Source organism: Mycobacterium terramassiliense (assembly GCF_900157385.1).
Classification (GTDB): domain Bacteria; phylum Actinomycetota; class Actinomycetes; order Mycobacteriales; family Mycobacteriaceae; genus Mycobacterium; species Mycobacterium terramassiliense.
In genome coordinates this window covers 454,935-472,063 of sequence record NZ_LT717700.1, presented here as the reverse complement: position 1 = coordinate 472,063, position 17,129 = coordinate 454,935, and the positions used below count along the sequence as shown (strand labels likewise).

Sequence of the window (17,129 nt, the reverse complement as noted above, 5' to 3'; positions counted from 1 at the left end):
TAGCTTCGCTCACGTGAGCTATCCGGACAACGCCCTGGCCGCCGGCGAGCAGGTCGTCCTGCACCGCCACCCGCACTGGAAGCGCCTGATCACCCCCGTCGTGGTCCTGGTGCTGGCGACGGCGCTGGCCGCGTTCGGATCCGGCTATCTCAACTCGACGCACTGGGAGCAGCTCGCCAAGAACATCATCTACGGGGTCATCTGGGGGATCTGGCTGGTGATCGTCGGCTGGCTGACGCTGTGGCCGTTCCTGGATTGGCTGACAACGCATTTCGTCGTCACCAGCCGGCGCGTGATGTTCCGGCACGGGGTGCTGACCCGCAGCGGCATCGACATCCCGTTGGCGCGGATCAACAGCGTGGAATTCCGGGACAAGCTCACCGAGCGGATGTTTCGCACCGGCACGCTGATCATCGAGTCGGCGTCACAGGATCCGTTGGAGTTCTACGACATTCCGCGGCTGCGCGAGGTGCACTCGCTGCTATATCACGAGGTTTTCGACACCCTGGGTTCTGAGGAGTCGCCGAGCTGACCGAACCGGCTCGCCCTTTTCCGCCACGACCGCAGCAGCGTCACGTTCCCGACCTCGAGCTCGTCCTCGAGCACCTCCGCGAAACCCCCGGCGGTCAGCGCGGATTCCAGCGCCTTGTCGGGGTTGCGGGCGAATTCATCGGGGAACACCCAGCGCCGGAACGCCCAGAAGCGGAACGCCATCTGCAGCAGGTTGCCGATGATGTAGGCCGAGATGAAGTCCGCGATGTTCTCCACGGTCAGCGACACCGTCGGCACCCGCAGCTGCAGGACGTAGCTCGAGACCCACAGCGGCGCCATGGAAAGCAGCACGCCCACGCCGCTGAACGCGAAGAACAGCAGCGCCTCGTGGTGGCGCTCGCGGCCGCCGCGGTCGCGGAAGCTCCACTCCCGGTTCAGGACGTAGGACGCGATCACCGCGACGATGCCCGCGATGACCTTGGCGGTGACCGGCTTGGGCTCGAGAACCGTCAGCTTCAGCGTGTAGAAAATCGCCGAGTCGATGATGAACGTGGTGCCGCCGACGATCGCGAATTTGATCAGCTCGTGATGGCGCAGCAAATACGGCTGAAAGGCCTCGGGCAAGCGCGAGATTGCGGCATCGGCGAAGGACACAACACGTCAGTGTACGGACGGACTCGAAATCGACGCAAAATGTTACCTAACGATCGGGCTTACCGGCCGGTCACCACGCCTTAAGCCGACACCGCGGGCCGTGACACGATGATGGCCGTGCCGAGCAGACGCCGTCCTTCCCGAACCCCTTCCGTGGCGATGGTCGGCGGCGGGCAGCTGGCGCGGATGACCCACCAGGCCGCGATCGCGCTGGGCCAGACGCTGCGGGTGCTGGCCACCGCCCCCGACGAATCGGCCGCGCAGGTCACCCCCGACGTGGTGATCGGTTCGCACACCGATCTCGAGGACCTGCGCCGGGTCGCCGCCGGGGCCGACGTGCTCACGTTCGACCACGAGCACGTCCCCGCCGAGCTGCTGGAGAAGCTGGTCGCCGAGGGCGTCAACGTCGCGCCGCCGCCGCAGGCCCTGGTGCACGCCCAGGACAAGCTGGTGATGCGGCGGCGCCTGGAGGCCCTCGGCGCGCCCGTGCCGCGGTATGCCGAGATCCGCAGCGTCGACGAACTCGATGCCTTCGCGCGCTCGATGGGCGGCCCCGTGGTCGTCAAAGCGGTCCGTGGCGGTTACGACGGGCGCGGGGTGCGGATGGCCCGCGACCCGTCGCACGCCCGCGAAATCGCCGAGAGCTTCCTCGCCGAGGGGGTGCCGGTGATGGCCGAGGAGCAGGTGGACATGCGCCGCGAGCTGTCGGCGCTGGTGGCGCGCTCGCCGTTCGGGCAGGGCGCCGCGTGGCCGGTCGTGGAGACGGTGCAGCGGGACGGGATCTGCGTGCAGGTGATCGCGCCGGCGCCGGACCTGCCCGGCGACGTCGCCTCGGCGGCCCAGCGGCTCGCGCTGCGGTTGGCCGCCGAGCTGGGCGTGGTCGGTGTGCTGGCGGTCGAGCTGTTCGAGACGGCGGGCGGCGGCCTGCTCGTCAACGAGCTCGCGATGCGGCCGCACAATTCCGGGCACTGGACCATGGACGGCGCGCGCACCAGCCAGTTCGAGCAGCACCTGCGCGCGGTGCTGGACTATCCGCTCGGCGACACCGACGCCATCGCGCCGGTGACGGTGATGGCCAACGTCCTCGGCGCCGCGGAGCAGCCCGCGATGTCCGCCGACGAGCGGCTGCACCACCTGTTCGCGCGGATGCCCGACGCCCGCGTCCACCTTTATGGCAAGGCCGAACGGCCCGGACGCAAGGTCGGGCACGTCAACTTCCTGGGTGCCGACCCGGCGGAACTCCCCAGGCTGCGTGAGCGCGCCGAGTTGGCGGCACACTGGTTGTCACACGGGCAGTGGACGGACGGATGGGATCCGCATGGCTAACGCTCCTCGCGTCGGGGTGATCATGGGCAGCGACAGCGACTGGTCGGTGATGTCCGACGCCGCCGAGGCGCTCGCCGAGTTCGGCATACCCGCCGAGGTCCGGGTGGTCTCGGCGCATCGCACGCCCCAGGCGATGTTCGACTACGCCCGCGGCGCGGCCGACCGCGGCCTGCAGGTGATCATCGCCGGCGCCGGGGGCGCCGCCCACCTGCCCGGGATGGTCGCCTCCGCCACGCCGCTGCCGGTGATCGGGGTGCCGGTGCCGCTGGCCCGCCTGGACGGGTTGGACTCCCTGCTGTCGATCGTGCAGATGCCCGCCGGCGTTCCCGTGGCCACGGTTTCCATCGGCGGCGCCCGCAACGCGGGGCTGCTGGCCGTGCGCATCCTGGCGTCCTCCGACCCGGCACTGCGGGCGCGGATGGTGGCGTTCCAGGAGGGCCTTGCCGAGACCGTGCGGGCCAAGGACGCGGCGCTGCAGGAGCGCCAGGGTAAAGTTACCGGCCAGTAGTTAAGGAGAATGTCATGGCTGGATGGGCCGGAAACCCGTCGTTCGATTTGTTCCAGTTGCCCGAGGAACACCAGGAGTTGCGGGCGGCGATTCGCGCGCTGGCGGAGAAGGAGATCGCTCCGCACGCGGCCGACGTCGACGAGAACGCGCGGTTCCCGCGGGAGGCACTGGAGGCGCTGAACGCCTCGGGGTTCAACGCCGTGCACGTGCCCGAGGAGTACGGCGGGCAGGGCGCGGACTCGGTGGCGGCGTGCATCGTGATCGAAGAGGTCGCCCGGGTGGACGCCTCGGCGTCGTTGATCCCGGCGGTGAACAAGCTGGGCACCATGGGCCTGATCCTGCGGGGCTCCGACGAGTTGAAGAAGCAGGTCCTGCCGGCCATCGCCGGCGGGACGATGGCGTCCTACGCCTTGAGCGAGCGCGAGGCCGGCAGCGACGCGGGATCGATGCGGACCCGGGCCAAGGCCGACGGCGACGACTGGATCCTCAACGGCGCCAAGTGCTGGATCACCAACGGCGGCGAGTCGAGCTGGTACACCGTGATGGCGGTGACCGACCCGGACAAGGGCGCCAACGGCATCTCGGCGTTCATGGTGCACCGCGACGACGAGGGGTTCACCGTCGGGCCGAAGGAGCGCAAGCTCGGCATCAAGGGCTCCCCGACCACCGAACTCTACTTCGAGAACTGCCGCATCCCCGGCGACCGCATCATCGGCGAGCCGGGCACCGGCTTCAAGACGGCGCTGGCCACGCTGGACCACACCCGCCCCACCATCGGCGCCCAGGCCGTGGGCATCGCCCAGGGCGCGGTGGACGCCGCGATCGCCTACACCAAGGACCGCAAGCAGTTCGGCGAGTCGATCAGCAGCTTCCAGGCGGTGCAGTTCATGCTGGCCGACATGGCGATGAAGGTGGAGGCCGCGCGGATGATGGTCTACCAGGCGGCCGCGCGCGCCGAGCGGGGCGAATCCAACCTCGGCTTCATCTCGGCGGCCTCGAAGTGCTTCGCCTCCGACGTGGCGATGGAGGTGACCACCGATGCGGTCCAGCTGTTCGGCGGCGCGGGCTACACCACCGACTTCCCGGTCGAGCGGATGATGCGCGACGCCAAGATCACCCAGATCTACGAGGGCACCAATCAGATTCAGCGCGTGGTGATGTCGCGGGCGCTGTTGCGCTGACAAACCGTGCCGACGCCTGGTTTATGCGCGTGGGCCCGACAAACCCGAGGCCCTCTTGGGAACTCACGGGCGCACCGAATAGGATCGCCGTCGGCAACCATTTGGACTGGTGAGACCGAACCCAGAGTCGGTAAGCAGGCACCGACATCCATCGACCTTCGTTAGACAGCAAAGGGTCTTACCGCGGCCAGGGGGTCTATGTGAAAAACGCGGCCACCCAGGCGCATCTCGGATGACCGGAAATTGATGCCCGTGCGTGCTCCAGTCGCCCCGGCCGCCCATTGGCGGTCATTGTCGTTGTTGTTGGTTGAGGACGACCGCGCCGACGCGGTGCTCGTCGAAGATCTGATCGCGGACGCGGTCGCCGATATCCGGGTGACCTGGGCGCAGTCGATGGCGCACGCGGAGCGCGAGCTCGCGACGGCCCGGCCCGACTGCGTGCTGCTCGACCTGCACCTGCCCGACGCCAGCGGGATGGACGCGCTGGACCGCATCGCCAAGCGCGACGCCACCGTGCCGATCGTCGTGCTGACCGGGCTCAACGACGAATACTTCGGGGCTTCCGCGGTCGCGGCCGGAGCGCAGGACTACCTGGTCAAGGGGCGCGTCGAGCCCGAAATGCTGCGGCGCGCGCTGCTTTACGCGATCGAGCGCAAACGGGCCGAGCTCATTTCCGCCGACCTGCATGCCAGCCGGCTACGCGCCCGCGAAAACGCGCTGCTGGAACGCGGCCTGCTGCCCTCGCCGCTGCTGCTGGAGGAGCCCGGCGTCGACATCGTCGCCCGGTACCGCCCCAGCCGCGAGGACGCGTTGTTGTGCGGCGACTTCTACGACGTCGTGCAGACGCCCGACCGGGTGGTGCACGTCCTCATCGGCGACGTCGCCGGCCACGGACCGCACGAGGCGGCCCTGGGCGCGGCGCTGCGCATCGCGTTTCGTGCGCTCACCTTTGCCGGCGTGCACGGCGTGGAGGCGATGCGGCAGCTCGAACGGGTGCTGCACTCGGAACGAACCGGGACGGGCATCTTCGCGACGGTGCTCAGCCTGGCGATTCACCCCGACGGCCCGCGCGTCACCGTGGTGCGCGCCGGTCATCCGGGGATGCTGCTGCAGAACGCGGTCGCCGGCTCGGTCGAATGGGTCGAGCCCCCGGCCGGGCCGGCGCTGGGCCTGCGCGCCGACGACTGGCCGCGGCACGACCTGGACCTACCGGCGGGCCAGGGCCTGCTCCTGCTGACCGACGGGCTCTTCGAGGGCTACTCCGGCGAGGGCAACCAGCGGCTGGGCGAGGACGGCTTGCTCGGGCTGGCGCGCGGGCACGCGCACCTGCCCGGCCCGGCGTTCGTCGACGCGTTGATCGACGGGGCCCAGCTCCTCGCCGAGCCGCGCGGCGGGCTCACCGATGACATCGCCGTGGTGCGCGTCGAGCGGACGACGGCGTGAGCGCCGCCCGGCGGGCGCCGCGCCTGGCGCAGCTCACCGTGCGCGGCTGGCAGTTCCTGGTCCTCTTGACGATGGGCGTGATGGTGCTCGCCGGCGCGATCATCGGTTGGGCGTTGCTGCAGCGCACCGACCAGATGACCCGTGCCGTGATCGACGGCATTGCACCGGCGCGGGTGGCCGCCGGCCAGCTGCAGGCGGCGCTGCGGGACCAGGAAACGGGGATTCGCGGTTACGTGATCACCGACGATCGCCAGTTCCTCACCCCGTACTACGACGGGCAACACGAGGAGCAGGCGGCCGCCGCGGAAATGCGGCGCCGGCTGAGCCAGCGGCCCGACCTGATCGCGGATCTCGACGGGGTCGAGAAGGCGGCCGCTAACTGGCGGGCCAGCTATGCCGAGCCGTCGATCGACAGCGTGGCCCCGAATGGCCGGAATGTCACCAACCGCCCGGCGGCCGAGCGCGGCAAGGCCGAATTCGACCACCTGCGTGCCCTTTTCGACACGCAAAACGCGAACCTCGCCGCGGCGCGCGACCGCGCGGTCGACGACCTCCGGCACACCGACGCCTGGCGGGACAGGGTGCTGGGGGCGATGGTGCTGGTGTTCTTCGGCACCGCCGCGGCGCTGGGGATTTTGATGCGCGACGCCGTCACGCGCCCGATCGCCGCCCTGGCCGCCGCATGCCGGCGGATCACCCGGGGCAGCTTCGACGAAACCATTACGCCCCCGCAGCGTCCCCGGGACATCCGCGACATGGCCATCGACGTGGAGAACATGCGGGAACGGCTCGTCGAAGAGCTCGAGGTATCCCGCTCGGCCCGAACGCTTCTGGACGAACAGGCGGCCGAATTGCGGCGCTCGAACGCCGAACTGGAGCAGTTCGCCTACGTCGCGTCGCATGATCTGCAGGAACCGCTGCGCAAGGTCGCCTCGTTCTGCCAGCTGCTCGAAAAGCGATACGGCGACCAGCTCGACGGCCGCGGACTCGAATACATCGGATTCGCCGTCGACGGGGCCAAGCGCATGCAGGTGCTGATCAACGACCTGCTCACCTTCTCGCGCGTCGGCCGGCTGGGCACGTCGGAAACCGAAGTCGAACTAGACGCGGCGCTGGACGCCGGCGTCGCCAACCTCGCCGCCGCGATCGAGGAAACCGGCGCCGAGATCGTGCGGCCACCTCAGCCCCTTCCGCAGGTCATCGGGGATCCCACCCTGCTGACGATGCTGTGGCAGAACCTGATCGGCAATGCGATCAAGTTCCGGCACAAGGATCGCCGGCCCCGCGTCGTCATCGACTGCGAACGCCGCACCGGCGAACACGGTGACGAGTGGTTATTGTCGGTGTCGGACAACGGCATTGGCATCGCCGAGGAGTTCATTGAGAAGGTCTTCGTGATCTTCCAGCGCCTGCATGGCCGCGAGGTGTACTCCGGGACCGGTGTCGGCCTTGCGCTGTGCAAGAAGATCGTCGAGCACCACGGCGGCACGATCTGGGTCGACACGTCCTATCAGGACGGAACCCGATTCCAGTTCACCCTGCCGATTCCCGCGCCGGTGGGTGCGGGCGCGGCAAGACCAGTCACCTCGGAAGGAAACCACGTTGTCATCAACGACGTCGGCCGGTAGGGCGATCGAAATCCTGCTCGTCGAAGACGATCCGGGCGACGAGCTCATCACCCGGGAGGCGTTCGAGCACAACAAGCTCAAGAACAACCTGCACGTCGCGCACGACGGGGAGGAGGGCTTGGACTTCCTCTACCGCCGCGGCCGATTCGAGGGTGCGCCGCGGCCCGACCTGATTCTGCTCGACCTGAACCTGCCGAAATACGACGGCCGGCAGCTGCTGGAGAAGGTCAAGTCCGACCCGGACCTGGCCCGCATCCCGGTGGTAGTGCTGACGACCTCCTCGGCCGAGGAGGACATCCTGCGCAGCTACGAACTGCACGCCAACGCCTATGTCACCAAGCCGGTCGACCTCGACCAGTTCATGAGCGCGGTCCGCCAGATCGACGAGTTCTTCGTTCAGGTGGTGCGGCTCCCGGGCATGTAAGACCCGGGCTAGGAGGCGGGTTCCGGCGCGGTGAGGAACTCCTCGTTGTGCTGCCCGGGGGCGGGCGGCGGATCGGTGGCCGCGGCGTCGAAGCTCGAGTAGCGCGCGGGCATGCGGACCACGGTGATGGCCCCCTCACCGCTGCCGAGCCGAAGGGCCAGCTCGTTCTCGGCGAACAGGGGGGTGTCGACCACCTGCTTCCAGGTGTAGGCCAGGCAGGCCATCAGGCCGCCCTCCTGCAGCAGCTCAACCCATTCGGCGGCGGTCTTGGCCGCCAGCGCCGACTCGAGTTCCTCGGTCAGTTCCGGGTAATTCATTGCGCGCGACCGCTGATCGATGAACCGCTCGTCCTCCGCCAAATCCGGGCGGCCGATGATCTGGCACAGCTTCGCCCAGTGCTTGGGCACGTAGGCGCTGATCACCAGGTAGCCGTCCGCGGCTTTGAAGGCGTCCGACGGCTGGGTGGCGAACCCAACCCCCTTGCGCTTCTTCGCTTTTGGCTCCGGGTCGGGCTTGGGCGCCTCGCTCGGCTTGTTCAGGTGGATGGTGAGCTGACTGGCCTGCAGCGCGACCGCGACGTCGTACATCGCGACCCGGACGATCTCGGCCACCCCGTGCCGCTCCCGGTTGAGCAGCGCGGCCAGCACCGCCTGGGCCAGCACGTGGCCGCTGGCGGCGTCGACGAGTTGGAACGGGATGATCTGCGGCTTGCCCGTCGGCGTGGGCATCCCGGTGGTCATGCCCGATTCGGCGGCGACCATCAGGTCGACGCCCGGCCTGCTGCCGTGCGGGCCGTTGCCGCCGTAGGCCGACAGGCGCGCGTAGATCAGCCTGGGATTGCGCGACCGCAGGTCGTCGGGCCCCAGCCCCAGGCGCTCCATCACGCCGGGGCGAAACCCCTCCAGGACGACGTCGGCCGTGTCGGCCAGCCGCAGTATCTGCTGCCTGTTGTCGTCCGAGGTCAAATCGACCGCCAGCGATTTCTTGCCCCGGTTGTGCGGCCAGAACAGCGTGGGCAGCGGCGGGCGCCCGGGCAACACCACGGTGATCTGCCGGGCCGCCTCGCCGCCGGGGGCCTCGACCTTGATCACCTCGGCACCCAGGTCGGCCAGCACCTGCCCGGCCAGCGGCCCGGCGATGTTCTGGGTGAAGTCGAGCACCCGGTAGCCGTCCAGGGGCTTGGGGGGCGTGGCGTTTGGCATGTCGGCCTTCCTTAACCCGCCTTGTGCAGCACCGCGGTGCAGTAGTAGTTCCTGGCGAACGGCGCGTCGGGGCCCTCGGGCTGCAACGGTAATCCGTTGTCGGCCAACAGCCGATTCAACGGCGTGCGGACCGGCCGCCAGCCGCGGTCGGCCAGGTAGGCCGCCACGTCGTTGCGCTCGCCGGGGAAGCCCAGCTCGCCCAGGGCGATGTCGAGGCCGTTCTCCCGCCACTTCTCGCTCGCGGCGTTCAGCGCATCCCCGCTGACCCCGGTGTTCCAGAACACCTCGGCCACCAGCCGGCTGTCGTCGGCGCTGAGCTGCGTGACCTGATCGAGCAGCCGGTCCTGGGCCTCGGCCGGCAGGAACCCGAGCAGGCCCTCGGCGGCCCAGGCGGCCGGCCGCCCGGTGTCGAATCCGGCCCGCCGCAGCGCCGACGGCCAGTCGTGGCGCAGGTCGATCGGCACGGCCCGCAGGTCGGCCGCGGGCGTGGCGCCGAGCTCGGAGATGGTGGCGGACTTGAACGCGATGACTTCGGGTTGGTCGACCTCGAACACCGTCGTGCCCGCCGCCCAGGGCAGCCGGTAGGCGCGGGCGTCCAGGCCCGAAGCCAGGATGACGACCTGACGGATGCCCGCTTCGCCGGCCTCGGCGAAGAACGCGTCGATGAAGCGGGTGCGGGCGGCCATCATGTCGGTCATGCGCTGCATGCCCCACGGGGCGCCGGGAACGTCGACGTCCGCGGAGCTCAATTCGCCGGTGGCCCAGCGGGTCATGAAGTCCACCCCCACCGCCCGCACCAGCGGCTCGGCGAACGGGTCGTCGATCAGCGCGTCCCGGGTGGCCCGGGCCCTGCCCGCGGCCACCATGGTCGCGGTGGCTCCCACGCTGGTCGCCAGGTCCCAGGTGTCGTTGTCGGTGCGCGCCATCTCATCCCTTCCCCGGTCTACTCGTTAGCCACAATAACGGTGACCAAAGGCCCCGCCGCCGGTGGCGTTGCGCCCTAAACGGCGCCGCGACCGATCGGCAGAGTCGGGTCTATGACCGCGCACACGCTCCGGCGTCTCGAATTGGAAACCGCGTCGCTGCTGATGTACGCCCGGTCGGGGGGGTTGCGATTGATCCCGCCCGGCCGGATCGCGGCGGTGCTGCGGGCGCTCGACCGCTACGGCCTGATGGGCGCGGCGACGGTGATCGCCGCCGCCCGAGACCGCGACGGCCTGGCGCTCATCGATGAGCGCGGTCCGACGACTTTCGGCGAGTTGGACGCGCGGACCAACGCGCTGGCCAACGAGTGGCGCCGGCTCGGGCTGGGCCCGGGCGCGAGCGTGGCCATCCTGACGGGCAATCACCGGGGCTTCCTGGACGCGGTGTACGCGGCCGCCAAGTGCGGCGCCGAGATCCTGCTGCTCAACACCGGCTTCGGCCCCACGCAGCTCGCCGAGATGCTGGCCCGCGAGGGCGCCGACCTCCTGGTGTACGACGACGAGTACGCCGCCGCGGTCGCCGAAGTCCGTCCGCGGTTGGGTCGCTTTCGGGCCTGGGCCGACGCGCCGGGTACCGACACCCTGGACACCCTGATCGAGCGCGGCGATCCGGGCCCGCCGCCCCGCTCCGGTGGCCGGCCCAAGATCGTCATCTCCACCAGCGGGACGACCGGGGTCCCCAAGGGCGCCCTGCGCTCGGAGCCCTACTCGCTGATACCGGTCGGCGGCCTGCTCGGCAAGGTGCCGTTCCGGGGGCGGGAAGTCACCGAATGCTGCGTGCCGCTGTTTCATTCGATGGGATTCAGCCACGCGATGTACGCGATGGTGCTGGGCTCGACGCTGGTGCTGCATCGCCACTTCGATGCCGAACAGGCCCTGGACAGCGTGGCCGCGCATCGGGCCAGCGCCATGATCGTCGTGCCGGTCATGCTGCGGCGCATCCTCGACCTGGGCTGGGCGGCCCTGGCCGAGCGTGACCTGTCGTCGCTGCGCATCGTGTTCGTCGGCGGATCCCAGCTGGGTGCCGCGCTCGCCACCCGGGCCCTGCGGGACCTGGGGCCCGTCGTCTACAACATGTACGGCTCCACCGAGGTCGCCTACGCCACCATCGCCACGCCCGCCGACCTGGCCGTCGCGCCGGGATGTGTGGGCGCGGTGGTGCCCGGCTCGGTGGTCAAGGTTTTCGCCGCCGACGGGCGCGAGGTCCCCGCCGGGACGCCCGGGCGCATCTTCGTCGGCAACGTGCTGGCCTTCGAGGGCTACACCGGCGGCGGCACCAAGGAGTCGATCCGGGGCCTGATGGCCACCGGCGACGTCGGCCACTTCGACGCCGCCGGCCGGCTGTTCATCGACGGGCGCGACGACGAGATGATCGTCTCCGGCGGGGAGAACGTCTACCCCGGCGAGGTCGAAGAGGCGCTGGTGCAGCACCCCGGCATCCTCGACGCCGCGGTCCTCGGCGTCAGCGACGAGGAGTTCGGGCAGCGGCTGCGCGCCTACGTCGTGGCGCGCCCGGACGCCTCCCTGACCGAGCGCGACGTCAAGGAGTACATCCGAAATCGCCTGGCCCGCTTCAAGGTTCCGCGGGACGTGGTGTTCGTCGACGCGCTGCCGCGCAACGCCGGCGGGAAGGTGCTCAAACGGCTGCTGCCCGTGTGACCGCCTAGACACGGTTGTGTTACGGCGGCGTGTGCAGGGCGCGTCCCCGCCCCGCCGTCGCTAGCCTCGCGCCATGACCACTTTTCCCCTCATCGCCGACGAATGCGGCGTCGTCGCGGCGCGCGACGCCGGGTGGCAGCGCAGCGCCGGGTGGGCCCGGCGGCTGGCCTGGATCGGCCTGGCGGTGGTGCTCGTCGAGGGCGCCATCGGCTTGTGGCAGGGACTGGCCGTCGGCTCCGTCGCGCTGACCGGATGGGCCCTGGGCGGGGCGTCGGAGGCCCTCGCCAGCGCGATGGTGGTGTGGCGGTTCAGCGGCGCGCGCGCCTCCTCGCCGGTCGCCGAGCGGCGCGCACAACGCGGCGTCGCCGTGTCGTTCTGGCTCACCGCGCCGTACATCGCCGCCGAATCCCTGCATGACCTGGCCGCTGCGCACCACGCCGAGGTGTCGGTCATCGGCATCGGGTTGACGGCCTTCGGGTTGCTGCTGATGCCGATTCTCGGCCGGGCCAACCGCCGGCTCGGCGCGCGGCTGGATTCCGGGGCCACGGAGGCCGAAGGGATGCAGAACTACCTGTGCGGCGCGCAGGCCGCCGGGGTCCTGATCACCCTTGCGCTGACGGGGTTTTGGCCGGGCGGTTGGTGGGTCGACCCCGCCGTGGGACTCGGTATCGCCGGCGTCGCGGCCTGGCAGGGCGTCCGGGCCTGGCGCGGCCAGGACTGCGGCTGCTGATCGGGGGGTCAGGCTCGCGTCATCCGGTAGTAGGCGCCCCGGCGGGCCAGCAGCTCGGTGTGGTTGCCCTGCTCGACGACCTGGCCCGCCTCCACCACCAGGATGTGGTCGGCACCGCGGATGGTCGAAAGCCGGTGGGCGACGACGAAACTCGTGCGGTTGTGACGAAGCGCCGATATCGCGCGCGCAATGAGCAGTTCGGTGCGGCTGTCGACCGAACTGGTTGCCTCGTCGAGGATCAGCAGCTGCGGGCGGGCGAGAACGGCTCGCGCAATGGTGATGAGCTGCCGCTCGCCGGCGCTGACGTTGTCGCCGTTGTTGTGCAGCTGGGTCTGGTAACCGTCGGGCAGGGTGCGCACCAACTGGTCCAGGTGGGCCGCCCCGGCGGCCGCGACCACGTCCGCTTCGCTCGCGCCCGGTCGCCCGTAGGCGATGTTTTCCGCGATCGTCCCGTCGAACAACCAGGCGTCCTGCAGCACCATGCCGATCCGCGACCGCAACGAGCGCCGGCTCACCGACGCGATGTCGACACCGTCGACCAGGATCTCGCCCGAATCGACCTCGTAGAAGCGCATGAGCAGGTTCACCAGCGTGGTCTTGCCCGCCCCCGTCGGCCCGACGATCGCGATCGTGCTGCCCGGTTCGGCGACCAGGGACAGGTCGTTGATCACCGGGGTGCCCGGGCGGTAGGAGAAACTCACATGCCGGAACTCGACCCGCCCGCGCGGCTCCCCGCCGGACTGCGCCAGTGCCGGCCCACCATCCGGTGCTTCCTCGGGCTCGTCGAGCAGCTCGAAAACCCGCTCGGCGCTGGCCATCCCGGACTGCACCGTGTTGTACATGGCGGCGACCGCGGCGAGCGGCTGGTTGAACTGACGCGCGTATTGCACGAAGGCCTGGATGCTGCCGAGAGTGATCCGGCCGGTCGCCACCTGCACGCCACCGACGACCGCCACCGCCACGTAGCCGAGGTTGCCGACGAACGTCATCGCCGGCGATACCAGGCCCGAGAAGAACTGGGCGCCGAAACTGGTCCGGTATAACTCGTCGTTGAGCTCGCGGAACCGCCGTAGCGCCTCGGCGCGGTGCCCGAACGTCTTGACCACGGTGAAACCGCTGTAGGTTTCCTCGAGGTGGGCGCTGAGCCGTCCGGTGTTGATCCACTGGTCGACGAACAGCCGCCGCGACCGCCGGACGATCGCCCGGGTCGCGGCGAGGGAAAGCGGCACGGTCAACAGGACGATGCCGGCCAGCAGCGGCGCGATCGCGGCCATCATCGCGACGGCGGCCACCGCCGTCAGCACCGCGGACACCGCCTGGCCGAGGATGGTCGACAGGGACGTCTGCACGTTGTCGATGTCGTTAGTGACCCGGCTCAACAATTCGCCGCGCTGCCGGCCGTCGAAGTAGGACAGCGGCAACCGGTGCACCTTGTCCTCGGCATCGCAACGCAGCGCCTTCATGGTGCGCTGCACGATCGCGTTCAGCTGCCGGGCCTGAAGCCAAACCAGCAGTGCCGCAGACAGATACAGGACCATCGCGAGCGCCAGCGTGCGGCCGACCGCGCCGAAGTCGACGCCCCTGCCGGGCACGACGTTCATGCCGGACAACAAGTCGGCGTAGGTGGATTCACCGCGGGCGCGAGCGGCCGCGACGGCCTGATCCTTCGTGATTCCCGCGGGCAGCCGGCGGCCGATGACGCCCTCGAAGATCAGGTCGGTGGCGTGCCCCAGGACCCGCGGGCCAGCCGCCGCGGTCGCCACCGCGATCACCGCCAGCACGAGGACGGCGCCGACGCGCTCGCGTTGCGGGCCAAGCCGTTTCAGCAGCCTGATCGCGGAGCCGGTGAAATCGTGGGACTGCAGCGGGGCCGTCACGGCGCGCGGCGGTTAGGAGTCCGGGTAGTTGGTGTGGCCCGTGATGAAATGGTTGTTGCCCGCGTCCATGGTGCACTGATTGAGGCAGTACCGATGCACCGCGGGCCCGAACTTGCCGGGGCCCGGCCGCCATTGCCAGGTCGTCTCGACGGCGTTGGCGGTGGCGCCCCGCGCGCCGACCCTGCAGTGCAGGGTGCGCTGCGCGATGTCGCAGGTTTCGAGGAGCACTTCGTCGTCGGACAGGCCGAGCGGGTTGCGGATGAGCCGCACGCCAAATCGTTCCGTTTTGCCATGGGCCCGCAGCCGTTCGGCGATGCCGGCCAGGACGGGCTCGTCGTCGGCACTCACCGCCGCGGAGGAGCCGAAGTCGGCCGGGGCGGCGAACTCCATGCCGGTGATCCCGAGGCCGGCGCTGACGTCGGCGTCGAACCGCATCGATGTCGCGCTCAAGTCCGGCGCGGTGCACCGCGCGACGGGCGCGGTTCGCGTTCCGCGGGGCGCCGTGACGACCCTTTCCGCGAAGACTTCTCCGGAGTCCGGTTCAAAGTGTTTGTGCAGCAGCCAGATCGAGAATCGCCGCCAAGTGTCGCTGGAGACGAGATATTCTCCCAATTCGTCGAGACAGGCGCGGTCGGCCTGGTCCAGCACACCCACATCGGTGCTGTCCATGTCGCGTAACGCCGCATAATCATCGACATCATGGTCGCGCAAGGTGAGCATCATTTTCTCCGTTCCAATCCGGCCGAAAAGCAATTACGGAAGGCATTCCGCGGCAGGGAATTCCGTAGCTGCCACCGGACACTACCGACGAAATTCGGCGCGAACAATTATGGGGCGCTGTGAAAAGCTATGGGTTTGTTATTTGAATTTCAGTCCAGGCGGTAGCGGATCAACCGTGAGCTGTTGGCCACCACCGCCACCGACGACGCGTTGTGCAGGATCGCGGCCAGCACGGGGGAGAGCGCGCCGCCCGCGCCGATGATCAGCCCGGCGGCGTTGACGGCGATGGACATGCCATAGTTCTCGCGGATGACGTCGACGGCGCGCGCGCCCAGGTCCCGCACGTCGAGCAGGCGATGCAGGTCGTCGTTGGCCAACGCCACGTCGGCGGTCTCGACGGCCACATCGGTACCGGCCAGGCCCATGGCGATCCCGATGTCGGCGGCGGCCAGCGCCGGGGCGTCGTTGATGCCGTCGCCGACCATGCCGACGACGAAGCCCTCGTCCTGCAGCTCGCGCACCGTGGTGAGTTTGTCCTCCGGCATCACCTCGGCGCGCCACTCGTCGATGCCGAGCTCGGCGGCGACCACCTCGGCGATGTCGGGGTGGTCGCCCGTGAGCATCACGATGCGGCGAATCCCGTTGGCCCGCAACTCATTCAGCACGTCGGCCGCCTCCGGGCGCACCTCGTCGCGCAGGCTGATCAGGCCGACCAGAATGCCGTCCACGGCGAGCAGCAGCGGCGTCTCGGCCCGGCGCCGCAGCTTGTCCACCCACTCGGAGGCCTTCTTCGACACCTTCACCTTTTCGGCGCGCAACAGCGACGGGCTGCCCAGCAGCAGGGTCCGGCCGTCGGCCCAGGTCCGCATGCCCAGCCCCACCAGCACCTCGCACTCCTCGTGCGGCGGGATGCTGATGTGGCGTTCCTCGGTGGAGCGGATCACCGCCTCGGCCAGCGGGTGCCGGGAGTGGATCTCCGAGCTGGCCGCATAGGCGAGCACTTGTTCGGGCTGCCAATCCTTATGCATCGCAACGATGTTGGTGACCACCGGTCGTCCGACGGTCAGGGTGCCGGTCTTGTCGAACACGATCGCGTCCACCTGGCCCGCCTGTTCGAGGTGGGAGCCGCCCTTGATCAGGATGCCGCGGCGCGCGCCGTTGCCGATCGCGGCGCTGATCGCGGTCGGGGTGGCCAGTCCCACCGCGCACGGGCACGCGATCAGCAGCATGGTCATCGCCCGGCGCACGTCGCCGGTGACGGCCAGGGTGATCGCGGACACGATGAACGACGTGGGAACGAAACGGCGGGAGAAGTTTTCGCCGACGGTCTGGATCGGCGCCCGGTCGTGCTGGGCCTCCTCGACCCGGGTGATGATGCGGCCGATGGTGGTCTGGTTCCCGACGGCCCGGGCGCGCACCACCAGCCGTCCGCGCACCAGGACCGAGCCGGCGTGCACCCGCGAAGCGACCGTGACGCTGACGGGCAGGTTTTCGCCGGTGATCGCGGACTGGTCGACGATCGCCTCGCCGTCGACCACCTCGCCGTCCACGGGTATCGCGACGTGGTCGTGGATCACCACCTCGTCGCCGATCTGCAGGCTGTCGATGGGGACCTGGATCTCTTGCCCGTCGGGCAGGCGGATCCACGCGGTGTCCTGGGTTCCGCGCAGCAGCTCCGAGATGGCCCGCCGGGTGCGCCGCAGCGTCAGGTCCTGCAGGTACTCGCCGATGTTGAGCAGCCACAGCACGGTCAGGGCGACGACATTCTCCCGCAACACCAGGCTCGCCACGGTGGCCGCCGACACCAGGGCATCGGTGCCGGCCCGGCCGGAGCGCAGCGAGCGCAGCGCCCCGCGCAGGAACGGATAGCCGGTGAAGACGGTGACGCCGGTGGCGAACAGCCGGCCGCTCGGGGGAAGCAGCGGCGGCCGGGCGAACACGTAGCGGCGCACGCCGAGCAGGGCCAGCGCCGCGCCGCCGATCACCATGCGCAGCACGTCGGTGTTGCGGATCTCCGACGAATGCGGCGCGCGCGCCGGGATCAGCTCGGCGGCGACGTGGGCGGCGCCGCCGATCGCGTCCAGCACCGCGGGGCGATCGGCGCGCCGGGGCGAATACCAGACCACCACCGAGCCGGTGCGTGGGTACGCGTGCACGGCGCGCACCCCCTGCTGCTGAGCTACGGCCTCCTCGACCGCCACCGCACGACGCGAGTCGCCCCGCACCCAGTCGACCGACACCCGCATGCGCCCCGCCGCATCCGAAACCACATGCAGCGCGGGGCTTTCCGCCGGCGTCAAGC

The 17,129-nt window shown here is 69.9% G+C and carries 15 protein-coding genes; 9 read left to right on the top strand and 6 right to left on the bottom strand.

Annotated elements, in window-relative coordinates:
- Positions 1–13 precede the first annotated feature (13 nt).
- Positions 14–532: a PH domain-containing protein gene (locus MTAB308_RS10295; RefSeq protein ID WP_077099353.1), complete on the top strand. Its 519-nt coding sequence runs from the start codon at positions 14–16 to the stop codon at positions 530–532.
- On the opposite strand, the gene MTAB308_RS10290 is transcribed toward MTAB308_RS10295, so the two are convergent.
- Entirely contained in the window at positions 487–1,146 is a 660-nt protein-coding gene (locus MTAB308_RS10290) for a GtrA family protein (RefSeq protein ID WP_077099352.1), read from the bottom strand. The genes MTAB308_RS10295 and MTAB308_RS10290 overlap by 46 nt on opposite strands.
- 108 nt (positions 1,147–1,254) lie before the next feature.
- On the opposite strand from MTAB308_RS10290, the gene MTAB308_RS10285 reads away from it, so the two are divergent.
- The 6 genes from MTAB308_RS10285 (at position 1,255) to MTAB308_RS10260 (ending at position 7,656) form a co-directional block, all read left to right on the top strand.
- Positions 1,255–2,472: a 5-(carboxyamino)imidazole ribonucleotide synthase gene (locus MTAB308_RS10285; RefSeq protein ID WP_083746496.1), complete on the top strand. Its 1,218-nt coding sequence runs from the start codon at positions 1,255–1,257 to the stop codon at positions 2,470–2,472.
- Complete coding sequence (gene purE / locus MTAB308_RS10280) at positions 2,465–2,980, top strand: 5-(carboxyamino)imidazole ribonucleotide mutase (protein ID WP_077099351.1); 516 nt, start codon at positions 2,465–2,467, stop codon at positions 2,978–2,980. Before MTAB308_RS10285 ends, purE begins: the two co-directional genes overlap by 8 nt.
- A gap of 14 nt (positions 2,981–2,994) precedes the next feature.
- Positions 2,995–4,161: an acyl-CoA dehydrogenase gene (locus MTAB308_RS10275; protein ID WP_077099350.1), complete on the top strand. Its 1,167-nt coding sequence runs from the start codon at positions 2,995–2,997 to the stop codon at positions 4,159–4,161.
- Between the two features lie 246 nt (positions 4,162–4,407).
- A complete protein-coding gene (locus tag MTAB308_RS10270) occupies positions 4,408–5,604 on the top strand; it encodes a PP2C family protein-serine/threonine phosphatase (protein WP_077099349.1) in 1,197 nt (398 codons plus the stop codon).
- Positions 5,605–5,675: 71 nt separating this feature from the next.
- Complete coding sequence (locus tag MTAB308_RS10265) at positions 5,676–7,232, top strand: sensor histidine kinase (protein WP_083746539.1); 1,557 nt, start codon at positions 5,676–5,678, stop codon at positions 7,230–7,232.
- Positions 7,207–7,656, top strand: a complete 450-nt coding sequence (locus MTAB308_RS10260; RefSeq protein ID WP_077099348.1) for a response regulator — start codon at positions 7,207–7,209, stop codon at positions 7,654–7,656. The genes MTAB308_RS10265 and MTAB308_RS10260 overlap by 26 nt, the downstream gene beginning before the upstream one ends.
- An 8-nt stretch (positions 7,657–7,664) precedes the next feature.
- On the opposite strand, the gene MTAB308_RS10255 is transcribed toward MTAB308_RS10260, so the two are convergent.
- Both MTAB308_RS10255 and MTAB308_RS10250 read right to left on the bottom strand, forming a co-directional pair.
- Complete coding sequence (locus MTAB308_RS10255) at positions 7,665–8,858, bottom strand: CoA transferase (protein WP_077099347.1); 1,194 nt, start codon at positions 8,856–8,858, stop codon at positions 7,665–7,667.
- Positions 8,859–8,869: 11 nt separating this feature from the next.
- A complete protein-coding gene (locus MTAB308_RS10250) occupies positions 8,870–9,784 on the bottom strand; it encodes a class I SAM-dependent methyltransferase (RefSeq protein ID WP_077099346.1) in 915 nt (304 codons plus the stop codon).
- Positions 9,785–9,895: 111 nt separating this feature from the next.
- Here MTAB308_RS10250 and MTAB308_RS10245 point away from each other — a divergent pair, with 111 nt between their 5' ends.
- Entirely contained in the window at positions 9,896–11,500 is a 1,605-nt protein-coding gene (locus MTAB308_RS10245; protein WP_077099345.1) for an AMP-binding protein, read from the top strand.
- Between the two features lie 73 nt (positions 11,501–11,573).
- Positions 11,574–12,230, top strand: coding sequence for a cation efflux transmembrane domain-containing protein (locus MTAB308_RS10240; protein WP_077099344.1), 657 nt, complete (start codon positions 11,574–11,576; stop codon positions 12,228–12,230).
- 8 nt (positions 12,231–12,238) lie between these two features.
- Here MTAB308_RS10240 and MTAB308_RS10235 read toward each other — a convergent pair whose 3' ends face one another.
- The 3 genes from MTAB308_RS10235 to ctpC all read right to left on the bottom strand — a co-directional run bounded on the left by MTAB308_RS10235 (position 12,239) and on the right by ctpC (position 17,073).
- Complete coding sequence (locus MTAB308_RS10235) at positions 12,239–14,107, bottom strand: ABC transporter ATP-binding protein (RefSeq protein WP_077099343.1); 1,869 nt, start codon at positions 14,105–14,107, stop codon at positions 12,239–12,241.
- A gap of 12 nt (positions 14,108–14,119) precedes the next feature.
- Entirely contained in the window at positions 14,120–14,827 is a 708-nt protein-coding gene (locus MTAB308_RS10230) for a hypothetical protein (RefSeq protein ID WP_157900935.1), read from the bottom strand.
- A gap of 149 nt (positions 14,828–14,976) precedes the next feature.
- The gene (ctpC, locus tag MTAB308_RS10225) at positions 14,977–17,073 is read right to left on the bottom strand and encodes a manganese-exporting P-type ATPase CtpC (protein ID WP_108637305.1); all 2,097 of its coding nucleotides are present in this window, start codon (positions 17,071–17,073) and stop codon (positions 14,977–14,979) included.
- Positions 17,074–17,129 lie beyond the last annotated feature (56 nt).